We start from the raw sequence: 18416 nt of genomic DNA on the forward strand, positions 1-18416 counted from the left end.
CCGTCAGCGGCTCGCGTCGCTGAGCTGCGCGGACAGCGCGTCCGCCGAGTGCGCCGGGAGCGCACACACCCGGTCGTGGCAGACGTACGCCGCGCCGTCGTCGTCGGCGCGGCCCGCGAGCAGCTCGAAGCCCGCGGCAGCCCAGGCCCGGGCCTGCGTCGGGTTCATGAGGGCGATCGTCGTTCCCGGTCGCCTGGCCGCGAGCGCGGCCGATCGCATCGGGTCGTCCGGGTCCGACGTCACCACGACGACCTCGCGCGAGGGACGCCCCAGGGCGAGCGCGACCCCGAGGGCGTCTGCGTGCCCGAGCGGTCGTCCCGTCCCGGTGACGGCCCGGTCGGCCACGAGCGAGGCTGCCGCTGCCCGCAAGGACTGGTCACCGGTGAGCGCGGCCAGCGTCGCGGCGGCCGCGGCGAGCGCGACCGTGCCGGAGCGCACGGCGGTCTGCGGCTGCTCGCCCGTGGCGGTGCCGGCAGCGGCGAGCACCGGGTCGGCGTCGAACCGACCGGCGACGCCGTCGGCGACCAGGGACCGGGCGACCTCGGCGTAGTGCACCGAGCCGGTGACGAGGGCGAGTTCGAGGAACCCCTCGGCGAGGAGCCCCACGTCCTCGATGGTCGGCGCCGCCGTCGAGGTGCCACGCGGGGTGCTCGACCGCACCGCCACGTGCCCGTCCGTGAGGTGCCCGGCCACGATCGCGTCCGCTGCTCCCCGGGCGAGCGCGATCATCTCGTCGTCCCCGTGGCGGGCCCCGGCGATCGCGAGTCCGCGGATCGCGAGGCCGTTCCACCCCGTGAGCACCTGGTCGTCGAGCGGCGGGGGATCGAGTCGTCCGCGCTCGTCGAGCGGCAGCCGGTACCACGCGCCCTCGACCCGTCGGCCGTCGATCGTCGACTCGCTGTCCTGCGCCGCGACGAACGCGCCGTCCGGCCGGCGGAGGGTGTCCCGCAGGAAGTCGGCGATGCCCCGGGCCTGTTCTGCCCCGGCGACCGCGAGCAGTCCGGCGTTGTCGTAGAGCATCCGCTCGTAGTGCGGCACCGACCAGTCGCGCCTGGTCGCGTACCGGAAGACCCCGCCGTCCGCGTCGGTCAGCTCGGTCGTGCGGATCGCGTGCAGGGAGCGGTCGAGCAGCGCGGATGCCTGCTCACCGCCGTCGGCGGCGACGTCCGACAGGAACTCGAGCAACGGTGCGCTCGGGAACTTCGGCGCACCCCCGAAACCGCCGTAGGTGGTGTCTTCAGCACGTGCCAGTTGGTCGACGACGGCCCGGATCTCGCCGACGGCCGGGAGGCGCGGCGCACCCCCGCCACCGACCGCACCACGCGGGGCGGTGCGGTCCGCCTCGGCGCCCTGCCGGATCGCGGCGGCGATCGCGCTCGCGTTCGCGTCCACCTCGTGCCGGCGGTCCGTCCACGCGTCGAGCACCGCGGCGAGGATCTGCCGGAACGCCGGTACCTGCCCCACCGGCGACGGCGGGAAGTACGTGCCCGCGAAGAACACGTGCCCCTCGGGCGTGAGGAAGGTCGTCAGCGGCCATCCGAGCTGGTCGGTGAACGCGCTCGCCGACGCCATCAGGCTGGCGTCCACGTCGGGGCGTTCTTCGCGGTCGACCTTCACCGCGACGAAGTCCTGCCGGAGCAGCTCGCCGATCCCCGGGTCGGAGAAGCTCTCGCGGGCCATCACGTGGCACCAGTGGCACGTCGCGTAGCCGACGGACACGAGGACGGGGACGTCTCGCTCGCGGGCTTCGGCGAACGCTTCGGGACCCCACTCGCGCCAGTCGACCGGGTTGTCGGCGTGCTGCAGGAGGTAGGGGCTGATCGCGGTGCCGAGGCGGTTGTCGGTCATGTGTCCAGCCTGCCTCCCTCGGCCTGGGTGCCGCGCCGTCAGGCGCGATCTGTGGACGGATCTGGTCCGTCCACAGGCGACCGCAGGTCGATCCACCCGGTGCGGGCCGCGAGCCGCACGGCCACGTCACCGGGTGCCATGGAGTCCGTGTCCACCCACGTGACGTCGCCCCGGACCGCCGCGTCGAGCCTCCCGGCCGTCCGCGTGCTGTGCGCCAGCTGCGCCTCGGGCAGGTGTCCACCGGACCGACGGCGCAGGCGGTCGGCCGTGGTCGCGTCGTCGGCGCGCAGCAGGACCGCGGTCACGACGGGGTCGTCGCCCATCGCCCGCGCCAACGCGTCCTGTTCCAGCACCGACACGGTGTTCGTGTAGACCAGCCGGTGGTGACCCAGCTCGCGGTAGGCGGCCCACATCGCGGCGAGGTTCCGTTCGGCGAGCCGGGCCTCGGGGTGCTCGACGTGCGGCGCGGGGTGGGCGAGGTCGAGGAAGTCGCCCTCGATCACGGCGTGCCGGACGTCGGCGGCGACGAGCAGGTCGTGCAGGGCCTCGGCCGCGGTGGTCTTGCCGACCCCGGAGCGTCCGCCGATGAACAGGACCTCGGAGCGGGGCACGGGTCAGCCGCGGTGGCTCAGGGACAGCAACGCGAGCGCGGCGTCCTCGGGGCCGTAGTCGAACAGCCGGTCCCAGAACGGGTCGGCCGCCCACGGGACGTCGCCGTCCGCCGGGACGGCGTGGGCCGTCTCGACGAGCCAGTCGAGCTCGGGTCGGACGGCCGTCGCGAACGCGGGCGGCTCCCACCCGAGCGACCGTGCCGCCGTCGTGTCGAGGACGAACGGGGTCGGGGACGACCACGGGGTCGTGCCGACGAACGCGGGGGCGCCTTCGTCGAGCAGGACCTCGTCGAAGGCGTGGTCGAGGTGTCCCGCGATCGTGCGGACGATCTCGAGCACGCTCGGGGCGGTGTCGTCGGCCACGTTGAGGATGCGCCGGTCGGGGGCGTCCGCCACGAGACGCACCAGCGACGCGATGCCGCTCGCTGCGGTGGTGTGGTCGACACCGCGGCCGTGGTCGGCGAGCAGGATGCGCTCACGGCCGTCGAGGGCGCGGCGGACGACGAACCACTCGCGGGGTCGTCCGATGCCGACGCCGTGGACCTTCGACGGGCGGAGCACGGTGACCGGTGCGCCGTGGTCGAGCAGGACCTGCTCGGCGGCGACCTTCGCCGCGCCGTAGCCGTCGCGCGCGGTGGGGTCGCCGTCACCCGCCGCGACCGTCGGCGTCAGCTCGGTCACCGCACCCCCGAACACCGGCCGGTCGACCGAGTTCGCGTGGCGTCCCTGCTCGTCGGCGTACACGGCCTTCGACGAGACGAAGACCGTCGAGCCGACGTCGTCGAGGAAGGGTGCGAGCTGCCGGGCGTCGTCGCGGGTCAGCCCGACGGTGTCGACCAGCAGGTCGGCTCCCGGACGGAGGAGGTCGCGGAGCACTGTCGAGTCCCGGCGGTCACCGGGGACGAACGTCGCTCCCGCTGCCGTGAGGGTGTCGGCCATCGGGCCACCGCGGCGGGCGACGACGTCCACTTGCCAGTCGCCGCCGCCGCGCCCCGAGACGTCGAGGAGCTCACGCGCGACGGCCGAACCGATCCCGCCGGTACCGCCGAGGACGACCGCGCGTCTGGTGCTCATGCGTCAACGGTAGTCCGGGCGGGCCGCGTGGCAGCCGGGCTGCGGCGCGGGCGCGGCGCGGACCGTGCGGCAGCGGGGCTGCGGTGCGGGCGCCGCGCGGATCGTGCGGCAGCGGGGCTGCGGTGCGGGCGCCGCGCGGATCGTGCGGCAGCGGGGCTGCGGCGCGGGCGCCGGGTCAGGAGGCCAGCGCCTCGGGTTCGCGGCGCCACCAGTCGAGCAGGGACCCGTCGTACACCCGGACCTTGTCGTGGCCGAGCACCGTGAGCGCGAGGGCATCGGCGCACGCGGCGCTGCCGACCCCGCAGTAGGTGACGATCTCGTCGGCGTCGAGCACCGATGCGAAGGCCTGCTCGAGCGCGGGACGCCGCAGGAACGCGTTCGTCGTCGGGTCGACGATGGCGTCCACGGGCACCGTCGTGCTGCCGGGGACGATCGGCGGGTGCTCGGTGCCGAGCGCGGCGTCCGGCGCCGCGAGGACGAGCGTGGCGGGCTCGTCGCCGCTGACGGCGCGGAGGACCCGGTCGTGGTCGGCCCAGAGCGCGCGTTCCTCGCCGGCGAGGAACGCTGCGGGTTCCCCGGCCGTCCGCGAGGTCGGGGCGGGAGCCGTCCGGAGCGCGCCGACGCGGACCGGGCGTCCTTCGTCCCGCCACTTCGTGAAGCCGCCGTCGAGCACCGCGACCGAGTCGAAGCCGAACGAGCGGAAGATCCACCACAGGCGTGCCGACCACTCGCCGACGCTGTCGTCGTAGACCACGACCGTCGAGCCGTTCGTCACGCCGAGCTCGCTGGCGGCGGACTCGAACCGCTCGGCGTCCGGGCGGGTGAACGGCACGGCGGCGTCGGGCGTGGAGAACGCCTCGACGAGGTCGGCGTACCGCGCACCGGGCACGTGCCCGCGTTGCTCGTACGCGTCCCGTGCGGTCTGCCACGTCGTCTGGAATCCGGTCCCGGCCGTGTGCACCGAGGCGTCGAGCACGATGAGCTCGTCAGCACCGAGGTGGTCTGCGAGCCACTGCGTCGACACGAGCGGCGAGGTCAGGACGGGGGCCATGGCGCACACGATAACCGGGACCCCTGACGTGTGCGAGGGAAACGGACACACGACGCAACGAGGTCGTGTCGCGGGTCGTCAGACGGGCTGGAGCGGCTCCGGCGGGCCCGCGGGGACCTCGACGCGGATGCGGTCGCCCGGTCGGACGACGCCGCCCGCGACCACGACGGCCATCACGCCGCCCTTCCGCTCGACGGAGCCGTCGTCGGCGCGACCGAGGACGGCACGCAGGAGGCCGGGCTCGAAGTCGTTGATCTGCTGGCACGGGTTCCGGAGGCCCGTCACCCGCACGCACGCGTCGTCGCCGAGGTGCAGGAGCGTGTCCGTGGGCAGGCGCAGCAGGTCGATCCCACGGGTGGTGACGTTCTCGCCCATCTGGCCCGGTGCGACCGCGTACCCGGCGTCGGCGACCTCATCGAACAGTTCCGTGTGCAGCAGGTGCACCTGGCGGAGGTTCGGCTGCGAGGGGTCCCGGGCGACCCGCGACCGGTGCTGCACGGTGGTGCCGGCGTGTGCGTCGCCCTCGATGCCCCAGCCGGCGACGAGCACGACCTCGTCGACGACCGGCTTGCTGAAGTGGTGGTCGGTATCGCGGCTCACCGAGACGACGACGGGGTGGTCCTGCTCGTGGTCGGTCACCCCTCGATCCTGGCGCGGATCGTGCCCTGGCGCGAGTGGTTCCGCGGGGAGTGTGACGTTCCGCGAGTCGATCCACGCGCGGGTCGTCGAACATCGCGTGCGACCCGGGGCGGGTGAGCGGTGGCCGCCCGGGTGCGCGGTGGCCGCCCGGGTGTGCGGCGGCCGCCCGGGTGTGGACCTCGAACGACGAGCCCGATGTCGTACGACGTCGACGATGTCGTTCGCACCGGCCGTCGATTGCCCGCGTGTGCATGGAGCGACGAGGCCGCTGTCGTACGACGTCGACGATGTCGCTCGGCGTCAGCAGCGTCAGCGTCAGCGTCGGCGTCGGCCAACCCGCCGCCCGCGACCCGCCACCCGCCACGCCCCAACCCCTGCCAGCACACACGAACGGCCCACCCTGGGGAACCAGGGCGGGCCGTCCGTGTCGAGCAGCAGTGCGTCAGTGCGCGGCGGTCGGGATGCTCCCGGTCGTCGCTGCGCCGGCGCGCTCGAGCTTCGCCAGCCGGACCGACTGGCGGTTGATGAGCAGCCCACCAGCGAGGGCGACCAGCACGAGCACGCCCGCCGAGATGCCGAACGCCACGTGGTAGCCGTCGAGCACAGCTTGCGCCTGCTGGAGCTTCGTCGGCGCCGCGGTCAGCCCGGAGAGGCTGTTCGCCACGACGTCGGCGAAGATCGTCGAGAGCAGCGCGGTCCCGATCGAGCCGCCGATCTGCTGCATGGTGTTCACCGTCGCCGAGGCCACACCGGCATCGGCCCGGGCGACCCCGGTCGTCGCGGTGTTCATCGCCGACGAGAAGATCGTGCCCATGCCGAGGCCGATCACGACGAGCGCCGGCAGGACCGTGCCCGCGTACGAGCTGTCGAGGTCGGTGCGCAGGAGCAGCAGCAGCCCCGTCGCCGCGACGAGCCCACCCGCGAAGATGAGCACCTTCGGACCGACGCGGGGGAGCAGTCGACCACCGATCTGCGTCGCCGAGATCATGATCGACAGCGGCATCGGCAGGAACGCCAGGCCCGTCTGCAGCGAGCTGAACCCGAGGGTCTGCTCGAGGTAGTACGTCAGGAACAGGAAGATGCCGAACATGCCGATCGCGACGAGGCCGATGGCGATGAACGAACCACCGCGGTCACGGTCGAGGACGACCCGGAGCGGCAGCAGCGGGTGGGCGACGCGCGTCTCGATGAAGACGAACGCCGCGATCAGCACCACGCCGGCGGCGAGCATGCCGATGGTGAGCGGGGCGTCCCAGCCGTTGGTCTCGGCGTTGGAGAAGCCGTAGACGACGCCGACGAGGCCGGCCGTGATCGTGACGACACCGGCGACGTCGATGCGCGGACGCTCGACCTTCGGCGGCTTCGCCATGAACACGAGGGCACCGATCACGCCGAGCACCGCGAAGACCACGTTCACGTAGAGGCACCAGCGCCACGACGCGTACTCGGTGAGCACCCCGCCGAGGAGCAGGCCGATCGCCGCACCGGAGCCCGCGATCGACCCGAAGATGCCGAACGCGCGACCGCGCTCCTTCGGGTCGCGGAACGTCGTGGTGAGCATGCCCAGCGCGGACGGTGCGAGCAGCGCACCGAAGACGCCCTGCAGCGCGCGGGCGGCGACGAGCAGGCCGAACGAGTCGGCCAGACCGCCGAGCACGGACGCGACGGCGAAGCCGACGAGCCCGATGATGAAGGTGTTCTTGCGGCCGAAGAGGTCGCCGAGTCGCCCGCCGAGGAGCAGCAGCGAGCCGAACGCCAGCGAGTACGCGGTCACGATCCACTGACGCTGGTCGGTGCCGAAGTCGAGGTCCGCCTGGGCCGAGGGCAGGGCGATGTTGACGATGGTCGCGTCGAGCACGACCATCAGCTGCGCGAGGGCGATGACCGCCAGGGCGATCCAGCGGTGGTTGGCCTTGTCGGGCGTGGTGCCCGGAGTCGTGGGTGCGGCCCCGGTGGGGGTCGGCACGGTCTGTTCTGCCGTCACGGCAGCCTCCTTCGAGAAGGTGGAGGGGTGGCGGAGCACGCGCCGTCGGGCGCTCCTGGAGCGGAGGGGGTGAAGCGGATGCGACGCATCCGCTTGCGACCAGTGTAGACCGAAACGGAAGGTCTGCATCCGCTTATTCCCAGAAAGTTCAACTAGGTTCGGTGACGTGAGCACCACCGACCTCGAGCGCCCCCTCCGCGCCGACGCAGCACGCAACCGCGAGCTGATCCTGCAGACGGCACGCAAGTGCTTCGCGGAACGCGGGTTGTCGGTCACGTTGAACGACATCGCGCACGAGGCCGGCGTCGGCGTCGGGACCGTCTACCGCCGTTTCGCCGACAAGGACTCCCTGATCGAGGCGCTGCTCGCCACCAAGTTCGAGGCCATGAACGACGCCGCGGCACGTGCTGCGGACGAGTCCGATCCGCGTGAGTCCCTCCGGGTGTACCTGATGGGCGTGTTCGAGTTCCGGGCGCGCGACCGTGCCCTCGCGGACGCCATCGTGCGTGCCGGCAAGTCGCGCCCGTCGATCGTGCAGGAACGTGACCGGCTCGAGACCCAGGTCTCCGAGATCATCCGTCGTGCGCGGGACGCCGGCGTGGTGCGGGTCGGCTTCGACTACCGCGACCTGCCGATGCTCACCTCGATGGTCGGCGCCGTCGCGGACACGACGCGCGCGCACGACCCGAACGCATGGCGCCGCTACGCCGAGGTCCTCATCGAGGGCGTGCTGCCCGGCACCCCCGACGCGCCCATGCTCGGGGACCCGCTCGACCGCGAGTCGATCGAGCGCGCCCTGCACGCGCAGTCCTGACACCGCCCGACCGGGCGCACCAGCGCGCGGTCGTGACACCGCCCGACCGGGCGCACCAGCGCGCGGTCGTGACACCGCCCGACCGGGCGCCCCAGCGCGCGGCCCGGACACGACCCCGCCCCGCCGTGCGCACGAGCGCGCGGCACGATCCCTACCCGCCGTGCGCACCAGCGCGCGCTCCGGACGCGACCCCGTCCGGGCCGGGAGGCGCGGTGCGGGGCCGACCCGCGCCTCCCGGCCGACGGGTGGTCGCGTGCTACAGCCAGCTCGGCAGCCAGTAGTGGGACCGGACGAAGTCCCACGGCACCTGCATGCCCGTCCACATCGGCAGCCAGTACGCCGACGCGAGCACCACGACGCCCAGGTACACGCCGACCCACACGACGGCACGTGTCCGGCGCGGCCGGGGGTCGTCCCGTCGTCCGAGCACCAACCCGATCGCCGCGGCGAGCGCCATGACCATGAAGGGCTCGAAGGCGATCGTGTAGAACTGGAAAACCGTCCGGTCGACGTAGAGCAGCCACGGCAGGTACCCCGCCGCGACCCCCATCAGGACGAACGCGTACTCCCACCGGCGACGCAGGATCCAGAGCACGAGCAGCGCCACGACGGCGACGACCGCCGCGTACCAGACGAAGGGGTTCGCGATGCCGGTGATCGCCTCGCCGCAGCGGGTGGCCGTGCAGCCGTCCTGGCCCGCGTTCGTGCCGACGTAGTACATCGACGTCGGGCGCTGCATGACGAGCCAGAGCAGCGGGTTCGCCTGGTACGAGTGCGGGGTGTGCAGGCCGATGTTGAAGCCGTAGATCTCGGACTGGTAGTGCCACCAGTTCTGCAGGCTGTCCGGCACCCACGACAGCACGCCGGTCCAGCGCTCGCCTCCCGTGTCGATCCAGTTCCGGTCCCAGCCGTCCTTCGACACGAACCACCCGGTCCACGACGCCACGTAGGTGACGGCGGCGATCGGCACGGTGAGCAGGAACGACACCGGTGCCTGCTGCAGCCACGCGCTCGAGGACCAGAACTCGATGCCGGCCCGCTTCCGCAGCATCATGTCGGTCAGCACGGAGTACACCGCGAAGAACGCGAGGAAGTACATGCCGGACCACTTCGTCGCGGTCGCCAGGCCGAGCGCCAGCCCCATGGCGATCAACCACGGCCGCCACCACAGCACCGGTCCCCAGAGCGTGTCGCGTCCGGCGGCCGTCCGTCGGGCGACCCAGGCGTCGAGTCGTCTGGACGTCCAGCGTCGGTCGAGCAGCAGCGCGCCGAAGCCGAGCACGACGAAGAACGTCAGGATCCCGTCGAGCAGCGTCACGCGGGACAGCACGATCGCCTGCCCGTCGACCGCGAGCAGGAACCCCGCCAGCGTGCCGATGAGAGTGGACCGGAACAGCGAGCGGGCGATGACGGCCGTGAGGAACACGGTCGCGATGCCGAGCACGGCGACGGCGAAGCGCCACCCGAACGAGTTGTCCGCGCCGAACAGCAGCATGCCGAGGCCGATGAGGTACTTGCCGAGCGGCGGGTGCGCGATGAACTCGGCGGCGTTCGTGAAGATGTCGGTCTGCCCGTCGACGAACCGCTGGTCCGTCGTCGGCTGGGAGTCGTCGGCGGGGTTGCCCGGCCAGGTGCCCTCGTACCCGAGGTGCACGATCGACCAGCCGTCCTTGACGTAGTAGGTCTCGTCGAACACGAGCGAGTGCGGGTGGCCGAGCGTGACGAGCCGCAGCACCGCCGCCAACAGGGTGACGCCGAGCGGCCCGGCCCAGCGCCACAGTGCGACGCGCCTGGCGGTCGAGAGCGTGCGCCCCCACCAGTCGTCGAGACGGGAACCGACCGGCCCGTCGGGGACGGCGGTGCGGTCGTCGGTCAGCGCGCTGGTCATCGCAGAGCATCCTACGGATCGACGCCATGTCCGCGCTGCCGCGCACAGGCGACCACAATGGTCCCGTGATCGTGCTCGCAGCAACGCCCATCGGCAACCTCGGCGACGCCTCCAGGCGGTTGGTCGAGACCCTCTCGAACGCAAGCGTGGTCGCTGCCGAGGACACCCGCACCGCGATCCACCTCATGCGGGCGCTCGGCATCGAGAACCGACCCCGCCTCATCGCCCTGCACGAGCACAACGAGCGCGCGAAGGCGGCCGAGGTCGTCGAGCTCGCCCGTGACGAGGACGTCGTCGTCCTCACCGACGCCGGCATGCCCGCGATCAGCGATCCCGGCTTCCCCCTCGTCGAGGCCGCCGCTGCCGCCGGGGTGACGGTGACGGCGTTGCCGGGGCCGTCCGCCGTGCTCATGGCGCTCGCCGTGTCCGGCCTGCCGACCGACCGGTTCAGCTTCGAGGGGTTCCCGACACGCAAGGGCGGTGAGCGGCGGCGGCTGTTCTCCGCGCTCTCCGGCGAGCAGCGCACGATGGTGTTCTTCGAGTCCCCGCACCGGCTCGCCGACACGCTGTCCGACATGGCCGCGAGCTTCGGCGACGACCGGCGCGCGGTGGTCTGCCGCGAGCTGACGAAGCTGCACGAGGAGGTCCGGCGCGGGTCCCTCGCGGAGCTCGCGGCGTGGGCGGCCGACGGGGTGCGCGGCGAGATCTGCGTCGTCGTCGAGGGGTCGACCGGCGCGCTCGACGTGACGACGATCGAGGACGGGGTCCGGCTCGTGCTCGAGCGAGTCGCCGCCGGGTCCCGCATGAAGGAGGCGGCGGCGGCCGTCGCGGACGCGACGGGGCTGTCGAAGCGCGACCTCTACGAGGGTGCGCTGGCGGCGCGGTAGACGCGAGCGTCACGGGCCGGGAGGCGCGGCTCCGGACGCGCACCGCGCCTCCCGTCCGGTTCTCCACAGGTGGCGCGCGGGGCGCGTCATGCGGCACCGGTGCGCCCGTAGGATGGTCCGCATGTCCGACGGGTCCTCGTTCAGCATCACCACGCCGATCTTCTACGTGAACGACGTGCCCCACATCGGGCACGCCTACACCGAGGTCGCCGCGGACGTCCTCGCGCGCTGGCACCGGCAGCGCGGCGACGACACCTGGCTCCTGACCGGCACGGACGAGCACGGGCAGAAGATCCTCCGCACGGCGTCCGCGAACGACGTCACGCCCCAGGAGTGGGCGGACCGGCTCGTGACCGAGGCGTGGAAGCCGCTCCTCGACACCGTCGACGTGGCGAACGACGACTTCATCCGCACGACGGACGAACGCCACGAGCGCGGCGTGACGGCGTTCCTGCAGAAGCTGTACGACGACGGCTACATCTACGCGGGCGAGTTCGAGGGCTTCTACTGCGTGGGCTGCGAGGAGTACAAGCAGCCGAGCGACCTCGTCCCCGGCACGGGTGCGTACGAGGGGCAGCAGGTCTGTGCGATCCACTCGATCCCGGTCGAGGTGCTGGCCGAGCGCAACTACTTCTTCCGCATGTCCGACTTCGAGCAGCGCCTGCTCGACCTGTACGAGTCGAACCCGCTGTTCATCCAGCCCGAGAGCGTCCGCAACGAGATCATCTCGTTCGTCAAGCAGGGCCTGCGCGACCTGTCGATCTCGCGGTCGAGCTTCGACTGGGGCATCCAGATCCCGTGGGACCACGACCACGTGCTCTACGTGTGGTTCGACGCCCTGCTCAACTACGTCACGGCGCTCGGTTACGGCACGGACGACGACGAGGCCTTCCAGCGCCTGTGGCCGAGCGTGCACATCGTCGGCAAGGACATCGCCCGCTTCCACGCGGTGATCTGGCCGGCGATGCTGATGGCCGCCGGGCTGCCCGTCCCCGAGCGCGTGTTCGGTCACGGCTGGCTGCTCGTCGGCGGCGAGAAGATGTCCAAGTCGAAGCTGACCGGCATCGCGCCGTCCGAGATCACCGACACGTTCGGGTCCGACGCGTTCCGCTACTACTTCCTCCGCGCGATCACCTTCGGGCAGGACGGCAACTTCAGCTGGGAGGACATCTCCGCCCGCTACCAGGCCGAGCTCGCGAACGGGTTCGGCAACCTCGCGTCCCGCCTGGTCGCGATGCTGCAGAAGTACTTCGACGGCGCGGTGCCCGAGCGCGGCGCGCTGACCGGGTCGGACGAGGCGATCGACGCCCTCGCGGTGTCGGTCACCGAGCGTGCCGACGCGGCCATCGCGGCGTTCGCCCCGCACGAGGCGATCGCCGCGGTGTGGGAGCTCGTCGACGCCCTGAACGGGTACATCACCGAGCAGCAGCCGTGGGCCCTGGCGAAGGACGACGCCCAGCGCGAGCGGCTCGGCACCGTGCTGTCCACCGCGCTCCGCGGCCTCGGCACGGTCGCGGTGCTGCTGTCGCCGGTCATGCCGAAGGCGACCGAGAAGCTCTGGGCCGCGATCGGTGCGGGTGGCTCCATCACCGAGCAGCGCGTGGACCGCGCATGGGAGTGGCAGGGCGCGTCGACCGTGGTCCCGCTCGAGAGCGGGCTGTTCCCGCGCATCGAGCAGTCCGAGCAGGGCGCCGCGTGACCGACGCGCACCTCCGCTCCCGGGGCGACGGCGACGGGTCGAAGCGGGACCTGACCTACCCGCCGCTGCCCGAGGCGCTGGTCGTCCCGGTGTACGACAACCACACCCACATGGAGATCGCCGACGGTGGCGACGGCGCGCTCGACTACCGCGAGCACCTCGGCCGGGCGTCGAGCGTCGGTGTCCGTGGTGTCGTGCAGGTCGGCACCGACCTCGCGACCTCGGAGTGGTCGGCCGCCATCGCAGCACGGGAGCCCCGGGTCCTCGCCGCCGTGGCGCTCCACCCGAACGAAGCGCCGTCGCTGCAGGAGCAGGGGCTGCTCGACGAGCACCTCGCGGGCATCGAACGGCTCGCGGCGCTGCCCCGCGTCCGGGCGATCGGCGAGACCGGGCTCGACTTCTTCCGCACGGGCGAGGACGGCCGCGACGCCCAGGTCCGCTCGTTCGAGGAGCACATCCGCATCGCGAAGGAGCACGACCTCGCGCTCACGATCCACGACCGCGACGCGCACGACGCCGTGGTCGAGGTCCTCGACCGGGTCGGCGCTCCCGAGAAGACCGTGTTCCACTGCTTCTCGGGGGGCCCCGACCTCGCCCGGCTCTGTGCGGAGCGCGGCTGGTACATGTCGTTCGCCGGCACCGTGACGTTCAAGAACGCCGCACCCCTGCGCGAGGCCCTGCACGTCGCGCCGCGTCACCTGATCATGGTCGAGACCGACGCGCCGTACCTCACCCCGACGCCGTACCGCGGCCGACCGAACGCGCCGTACCTCATCCCGCTCACGCTCCGGTCGATGGCCGAGACCCTCGGGACCGACGCCTCGATGCTCGCGGCACAGATCGCCTCGAACACCGAGCTCGTCTACGGTGCGTGGGACGCCGAGCCCGTGACGGTGGACGGCTAGTGGCGACGCTCCTCGGCCCGGCGGAGATCCGGGACCTCGCAGCCCGGCTCGACGTCACCCCGACGAAGAAGCTCGGCCAGAACTTCGTGCACGACGCCAACACCGTCCGGCGCATCGTGGCGTCCGGCCGGGTGTCGGCCGACTCGGCCGTCCTCGAGATCGGGCCCGGCCTCGGATCGTTGACGCTCGGTCTCACCGAGACCGGCGCCTCGGTGACCGCGGTGGAGATCGACGGTCGCCTCGCCGCGGAGCTCCCGGCCACCGTGGCCACGATGCAGCCCGACGCACGGCTCCGCGTGATCCACCAGGACGCCCTCACCGTCGCCGCGACCGACCTGCCGGAGTCGCCGACGCACGTCGTCGCGAACCTGCCGTACAACGTCTCCGTCCCGGTGCTGCTCCACCTGCTGGCGACCTTCCCGTCCATCGAACGCGCGCTCGTCATGGTGCAGGCCGAGGTCGGGTACCGCATCGCCGCGGGACCCGGCAGCAAGGTCTACGGGGCGCCGAGCGTCAAGGCCGCGTGGTACGGGTCGTGGTCGATCGCCGGCCAGGTCAGCCGTCAGGTGTTCTGGCCGGTGCCGAACGTCGACAGCGTGCTCGTCGGGTTCGACCGGCACGAGCCCCCCGGGGACGAAGCCCTGCGGGCGCAGGTCTTCGCGCTCGTCGACGGCGCGTTCCAGCAGCGGCGGAAGATGCTGCGGCAGAGCCTGTCCGGCGTCCTCGGCAGCAGTGCCCGGGCGTCGGAACTCCTCACCGCCGCCGGGGTCGACCCGACGGCCCGCGGGGAGATGCTCAGCGCCGACGACTTCGTGCGGCTCGGCCGGACGGTGCTCGCCGCGGGGGAGTGACCCCGTCGGTCGCATCGGCCGTCGTGCTCCAGTGCCCGGGACGCTGGAACCCCGCCGGCAGGACCGTGGCCGCGTCGCCCCGTGCCGCGTTGACCTGCATCTGCGTGAGGAACAGTGCTCCGCAGAGGTCGGTGCCGCGCAGGTCCGCGTCGCGAAGGTCCACGCCGAGCAGGTCGCAGCGGTCCAACCGGGCACCCCGGAGGTCCGCCGCGATCGCGAGCGACCCGCGCAGCGTCGCCCCGCGCAGGTCGGCCCCACGCAGGTCCGCGCCGACGAGGTCCGTCCCCGGACCGACCCGCTGGCCGTCGGCGCCGACCGGACCCCGTCCTCGTGCGATCGCACTCGCCTCGAGCAGGAGCGGACGGGCACGGTCGTACTCGGCGTCGACGTCGAGCACGGCGAGGTCCTCCGGCGTCCCGTCGCTCAGCAGACGGACGTGCTCGAAGGCCTGGACCCAGGGGGTCTCGTCGTGTGACGCTCGCACGAGGGTGATCGCCTCGTCGAGGTGGCGCAGGAGGTCGTGGAGCCGTCGGACGATCGGGAACGTGGCGAACATGGACCGCCGCGTCTCGGGGTCGTCGCGCCACGAGCGGCCCGCGAAGGTGTGCCGGGAGACCTTCTGCCCGGCCCCCGAGCAGTCGAACACCGTGCAGCCGGAGAAACCCCGTTCCCGCAGGTGCGGGTGGATCCGGCAGCCGTCCGCGTCGTCGAGGTTCGAGCAGGGGTCGCCAGCGTCTTTGTCGAACGGGAAGTCCGCGGACCGCGTGAACGCCAGGGCGACGCAGCACAGGCCGAAGCAGTTCGCGCAGTCGGCGCCGAGGTCCTCGCGTCGTCCCAGCTCGACACGCGTCCGCGTCGTCATCAGTGGTCGTTGACCCGGACGACCGTCCCACCGGTCAGCGACAGCAACTGCTCGAAGGTCAGGGGGAGCACGCTGTTCGCGGTCCCCGCGGCCGACCAGATCGTGTCGTACTCGCGGAGCGCCTCGTCCACCACGGTGCGGATCGGGGCCGGGTGGCCGACGGGGGAGACGCCGCCGATCGGCTGCCCGGTGATCTCGCGGACCTGTTTCGCGGTGGCCATCGTGAGCTCGGCCGCGCCGATCTGGGCCGCGAGCAGGTCGGTGTCGACCCGGTGCCGACCGGAGGTCATCGCGAGCAGGGGTGCACCGTCCGCCAGGAACAGCAGGCTGCTCGCGATCGCTCCCGGTTCGGTGCCGAGCGCGGCGGCGGCCTGCGCGGCGCTGTGGGTCGAGTCGGGGAGTTCCCGGGCGGTCGCGTCGATGCCGGCTTCGGCGACGATGCGCTGGACGGTGGCGAGGCGGTCGTTCATCACCGCCCATCTTCGTGGGATCCGGTGTCCAGCGCGAGTCCCTCGACAGCGAACGCGCGCGACGGGTCCTCGAGATCCGCAGCACGTCGACCTGCACGCGTGGACCGACCGGATGGCCCTAGGCTTCGACGGGTGTCTGCACCGCGTTCCCGTTCCGCACTCGTCCTCCTGCTCACGGCAGTGGTCGCAGGCTGCGCCATCGTGGTCGTCGCCGTGCGCGCGCTGCTCCGGGACCCGTCCGCCGACGCCGCGTGGGTGGCCGTTGCGCTGGGGGCGATGTTCGTCGCGTGGGGGATCACCTTCGACCGGCTCCCCGACGACGACGACCGCGAGGGCCACGACCGGGACGATCCTCGTGCGTCGATCTGGACGCCCCGTCGCCTCAACGCCGCCCTGTCGACCGGCTTGGCGATGACGGGCGCCTACGTCGTGATCCGCGCGCTCGGTCGGCCGGTCGACACAGCGCTGATCGGGGCCCTCACCTGGCCGGCCTGGCGGCTCGTCAACCGGTTCCTCGACGGTGTGATCCGGCGGCGCGAAGCTCGCGGCGAGGCGGACGGCGCCACCGACTGAGCGCGCCCGCCACCCGTCACCCGCCACCCGCCGCCGGGGACGGTGAGCCGGTCGTCAGTGCCCGCGCGACGCCAGCGCCTCGATGAGCTGCTGCTGCGTCCCGTCACGCTCCGACCACCGCAGCGGCAGGACGTTCTGCACGAGGATCTCCGGGGCGGCACCCGAGCGCAGCAGGTCGACGACCTCGGTCAGGAAGTCGTCGAGCGGCATCCCGCCGAAGTCCACCCCTTCTCCCATGATGTCCGTCGCGACCGCCGGCGGCGCCAGTTCGAGCACGGCGACCGGCGACCCGGACAGCTGCTGCCGGAGCGAGAGCGTGTACGAGTGCACGGCGGCCTTCGTCGCGCTGTACGTCGGCGTCGCCGTGAGCGGGGTGAACGCCAGCCCCGACGTCACGGTGACGATCGTTGACGCGGGACGGGTGAGCAGGTGCGGCAGGAACGCGTCGACGAGGCGGATCGTCCCGAGCAGGTTCGTCTCGACGACGGCGACGGCGTCGCGCAGGTGCTCGGACGAGCGCAGGTCCTCGGTGCGCATGATGCCCGACATCGTGATCAGGGCGTCGAGCGCGGGGTACGCCTCGGTGACGGCGGCGGCCGCAGCGATGATCGACGCCGGGTCGGTGACGTCGAGCTGCACGGTACCGAAGCCGTGCTCGGCGGCGAGCGAGTCGAGCAACGACCGGCGTCGGCCGCCGATCACGACGGTGCTGCCCGCTGCCTGCAGGCGGAGCGCGAGGCCGAGGCCGATGCCCGAGGTCGCGCCGGGGATGAAGACGGTGGAGTTCGTGATGTCCATGTCCACCACCGTGGTGCGAGGCTCCAGGAGCATCCAGAGGCCGGTCATCGGGGGACCGCCGATCCCTGGCACGTGGCGCGCCGCGGGGGCACGATGATGACCATGGACCGACCCGTGCTCGCCGACTTCCTCCGTCGCCGCCGAGAACTGCTGCGCCCCGAGGACGTCGGACTCGGTTCCGGGCAGCGCCGCCGGACGCCGGGGCTCCGGCGCGAGGAGGTGGCGGCGCTGGCGGGGATGTCCGCCGACTACTACACCCGACTCGAGCAACAGCGCGGGCCCCAGCCGTCCGAGCAGATGGTCGCAGCGATCGCCCGGGCACTCCGCTGCACCCTCGACGAGCGCGACCACCTGTTCCGCCTCGCCGGGCACAACGCACCCGCACGGGTGCACCGCTCCGACCACGTCGACCCCGCGATCCTCCGTGTCCTCGACCGACTCGAGGACACCCCGGCCATCGTGGTCAACGACCTGGGGGAGACCCTGGTCGAGAACGAGCTCGGAGCCGCACTCGTCGGCACGACCACCGGCCTGCCCGGCAACGAGCGGTACCAGCCGTGGCGGTGGTTCATGACGGAGTACGAGCGGGCGAGGTACGCGCCCGAGGAACACGAACGGCTCGCTCGGGCACAGGTCGCAGCACTCCGCGCCGCCGTCGGTGCCGCCGGGCCGGGCGACGGCCGGGCCGCCCGGCTGATCGCCGACCTCGAGGCGGGCAGCGCGGACTTCCGGGCGCTCTGGTCCCTGCACGAGGTGGCCAGTCGCTGGGAGGACCACAAGACGTTCGTCCACCCCGAGCTCGGCCGGATCACGGTCGACTGCCAGGTGCTGCACACCACGAGCCAGACGCAGGCGCTGTTGCTCTTCACGGCGCCGGCGGGCAGTGAGGCCGCGCAGAAGCTCGAGCTCCTCCGGGTCGTGGGTCGGCAGGTCTTCTCCGGCTGAGACCTGCGCACCGTGCGGGTCCGTGCGGCCCGTGCGGGCTTGCCCGGCCGCGCACCGTGCAGCTTCGTCCGACCCGTGCGAGTCCGTCCGGCCCGTGCGAGCTTGGCCGGCCGAGCACCGTGCGAGGTTGTTCACCGGGTGCCGCCGCGACCGCTCGGTGCGGCCCTACAACCTCGCACCGAGCCATCAGCGGCGCACGGGTCGGACAAGGTCGCACCGTGCGGATTCGTCCGGCCGTGTGGGTCCGTGCGGGTCCGTCCGGCCCGTGCGAGCTTGGCCGGCCGAGCACCGTGCGAGGTTGTTCACCGGGTGCCGTCGCGACCGCTCGGTGCGGCCCTACAACCTCGCACCGAGCCACCATCGGCGCACGGATCGGACAAGGTCGCACCGTGCGGATTCGTCCGGCCGTGTGGGTCCGTGCGGGTCCGTCCGGCCCGTGCGAGCTTGGCCGGCCATGCACCGTGCGAGGTTGTCCGCCCGGTGCCGCCGCGACCGCTCGGTGCGGCCCTACAACGGT

At 72.6% G+C, this 18416-nt stretch carries 17 protein-coding genes; 7 read left to right on the forward strand and 10 right to left on the reverse strand.

The window, feature by feature from the left end; translation table 11 throughout:
• Window positions 1–3: 3 nt before the first annotated feature.
• The 6 genes from ACQXVK_RS14890 to ACQXVK_RS14915 form a co-directional block, all read right to left on the reverse strand.
• Window positions 4–1848, reverse strand: coding sequence for a thioredoxin domain-containing protein (locus ACQXVK_RS14890; RefSeq protein ID WP_430854076.1), 1845 nt, complete (start codon window positions 1846–1848; stop codon window positions 4–6).
• Between the two features lie 38 nt (window positions 1849–1886).
• Window positions 1887–2459: an AAA family ATPase gene (locus ACQXVK_RS14895; RefSeq protein ID WP_022906486.1), complete on the reverse strand. Its 573-nt coding sequence runs from the start codon at window positions 2457–2459 to the stop codon at window positions 1887–1889.
• 3 nt (window positions 2460–2462) lie between these two features.
• A complete protein-coding gene (locus ACQXVK_RS14900; protein ID WP_430854077.1) occupies window positions 2463–3533 on the reverse strand; it encodes an NAD-dependent epimerase/dehydratase family protein in 1071 nt (356 codons plus the stop codon).
• 175 nt (window positions 3534–3708) lie between these two features.
• Entirely contained in the window at window positions 3709–4584 is an 876-nt protein-coding gene (locus ACQXVK_RS14905; RefSeq protein ID WP_430854078.1) for a sulfurtransferase, read from the reverse strand.
• 78 nt (window positions 4585–4662) lie between these two features.
• The gene (locus ACQXVK_RS14910; RefSeq protein WP_430854079.1) at window positions 4663–5223 is read right to left on the reverse strand and encodes an MOSC domain-containing protein; all 561 of its coding nucleotides are present in this window, start codon (window positions 5221–5223) and stop codon (window positions 4663–4665) included.
• 442 nt (window positions 5224–5665) lie between these two features.
• On the reverse strand, window positions 5666–7207 hold the full coding sequence (locus ACQXVK_RS14915) for an MFS transporter (RefSeq protein ID WP_402267650.1): 1542 nt from the start codon (window positions 7205–7207) through the stop codon (window positions 5666–5668).
• A 166-nt stretch (window positions 7208–7373) separates the two neighbouring features.
• Between ACQXVK_RS14915 and ACQXVK_RS14920 the strand changes: the two genes are divergently transcribed.
• Entirely contained in the window at window positions 7374–8021 is a 648-nt protein-coding gene (locus ACQXVK_RS14920; RefSeq protein WP_022906481.1) for a TetR/AcrR family transcriptional regulator, read from the forward strand.
• Window positions 8022–8277: 256 nt separating this feature from the next.
• Here ACQXVK_RS14920 and ACQXVK_RS14925 read toward each other — a convergent pair whose 3' ends face one another.
• Window positions 8278–9909, reverse strand: a complete 1632-nt coding sequence (locus ACQXVK_RS14925) for a dolichyl-phosphate-mannose--protein mannosyltransferase (RefSeq protein WP_430854080.1) — start codon at window positions 9907–9909, stop codon at window positions 8278–8280.
• A gap of 65 nt (window positions 9910–9974) precedes the next feature.
• On the opposite strand from ACQXVK_RS14925, the gene rsmI reads away from it, so the two are divergent.
• From rsmI to rsmA, 4 genes are all read left to right on the forward strand, one after another.
• Window positions 9975–10796 (forward strand): 16S rRNA (cytidine(1402)-2'-O)-methyltransferase, encoded by an 822-nt coding sequence (gene rsmI / locus ACQXVK_RS14930; RefSeq protein ID WP_430854081.1) that lies wholly within the window; start codon window positions 9975–9977, stop codon window positions 10794–10796.
• A gap of 121 nt (window positions 10797–10917) precedes the next feature.
• Window positions 10918–12495: a methionine--tRNA ligase gene (metG, locus tag ACQXVK_RS14935; protein WP_031261835.1), complete on the forward strand. Its 1578-nt coding sequence runs from the start codon at window positions 10918–10920 to the stop codon at window positions 12493–12495.
• Window positions 12492–13400, forward strand: coding sequence for a TatD family hydrolase (locus ACQXVK_RS14940; RefSeq protein WP_402267640.1), 909 nt, complete (start codon window positions 12492–12494; stop codon window positions 13398–13400). The genes metG and ACQXVK_RS14940 overlap by 4 nt, the downstream gene beginning before the upstream one ends.
• Entirely contained in the window at window positions 13400–14251 is an 852-nt protein-coding gene (gene rsmA, locus ACQXVK_RS14945) for a 16S rRNA (adenine(1518)-N(6)/adenine(1519)-N(6))-dimethyltransferase RsmA (RefSeq protein WP_022906477.1), read from the forward strand. Before ACQXVK_RS14940 ends, rsmA begins: the two co-directional genes overlap by 1 nt.
• Here the strand turns inward: rsmA and ACQXVK_RS14950 are convergent.
• Complete coding sequence (locus tag ACQXVK_RS14950) at window positions 14196–15113, reverse strand: pentapeptide repeat-containing protein (protein ID WP_430854082.1); 918 nt, start codon at window positions 15111–15113, stop codon at window positions 14196–14198. The two genes, rsmA and ACQXVK_RS14950, sit on opposite strands and share 56 nt — an antisense overlap.
• A complete protein-coding gene (locus ACQXVK_RS14955; protein WP_430854083.1) occupies window positions 15113–15583 on the reverse strand; it encodes a YbaK/EbsC family protein in 471 nt (156 codons plus the stop codon). The genes ACQXVK_RS14950 and ACQXVK_RS14955 overlap by 1 nt, the downstream gene beginning before the upstream one ends.
• A 132-nt stretch (window positions 15584–15715) precedes the next feature.
• Here ACQXVK_RS14955 and ACQXVK_RS14960 point away from each other — a divergent pair, with 132 nt between their 5' ends.
• Window positions 15716–16156, forward strand: coding sequence for a hypothetical protein (locus ACQXVK_RS14960; protein WP_430854084.1), 441 nt, complete (start codon window positions 15716–15718; stop codon window positions 16154–16156).
• A gap of 54 nt (window positions 16157–16210) precedes the next feature.
• On the opposite strand, the gene ACQXVK_RS14965 is transcribed toward ACQXVK_RS14960, so the two are convergent.
• Window positions 16211–16954, reverse strand: a complete 744-nt coding sequence (locus tag ACQXVK_RS14965) for an SDR family oxidoreductase (RefSeq protein WP_430854085.1) — start codon at window positions 16952–16954, stop codon at window positions 16211–16213.
• A 102-nt stretch (window positions 16955–17056) separates the two neighbouring features.
• On the opposite strand from ACQXVK_RS14965, the gene ACQXVK_RS14970 reads away from it, so the two are divergent.
• Window positions 17057–17899 (forward strand): helix-turn-helix transcriptional regulator, encoded by an 843-nt coding sequence (locus ACQXVK_RS14970; protein WP_022907301.1) that lies wholly within the window; start codon window positions 17057–17059, stop codon window positions 17897–17899.
• The last annotated feature ends 517 nt before the right edge of the window (window positions 17900–18416 follow it).

The sequence above is a fragment of the Curtobacterium sp. AB451 genome, from assembly GCF_050585845.1.
Classification (GTDB): Bacteria; Actinomycetota; Actinomycetes; order Actinomycetales; family Microbacteriaceae; genus Curtobacterium.

Excerpts from the sequence above, each read along its gene's own strand:
- ACQXVK_RS14905 (WP_430854078.1), bottom strand. The coding sequence starts at position 4,584 with ATGGCCCCCGTCCTGACCTCGCCGCTCGTGTCGACGCAGTGGCTCGCA.
- ACQXVK_RS14890 (WP_430854076.1), bottom strand. The coding sequence starts at position 1,848 with ATGACCGACAACCGCCTCGGCACCGCGATCAGCCCCTACCTCCTGCAG.
- ACQXVK_RS14925 (WP_430854080.1), bottom strand. The coding sequence starts at position 9,909 with ATGACCAGCGCGCTGACCGACGACCGCACCGCCGTCCCCGACGGGCCG.
- ACQXVK_RS14965 (WP_430854085.1), bottom strand. The coding sequence starts at position 16,954 with ATGGACATCACGAACTCCACCGTCTTCATCCCCGGCGCGACCTCGGGC.
- ACQXVK_RS14970 (WP_022907301.1), top strand. The coding sequence starts at position 17,057 with ATGGACCGACCCGTGCTCGCCGACTTCCTCCGTCGCCGCCGAGAACTG.
- ACQXVK_RS14955 (WP_430854083.1), bottom strand. The coding sequence starts at position 15,583 with ATGAACGACCGCCTCGCCACCGTCCAGCGCATCGTCGCCGAAGCCGGC.
- ACQXVK_RS14950 (WP_430854082.1), bottom strand. The coding sequence starts at position 15,113 with ATGACGACGCGGACGCGTGTCGAGCTGGGACGACGCGAGGACCTCGGC.
- metG (WP_031261835.1), top strand. The coding sequence starts at position 10,918 with ATGTCCGACGGGTCCTCGTTCAGCATCACCACGCCGATCTTCTACGTG.
- ACQXVK_RS14900 (WP_430854077.1), bottom strand. The coding sequence starts at position 3,533 with ATGAGCACCAGACGCGCGGTCGTCCTCGGCGGTACCGGCGGGATCGGT.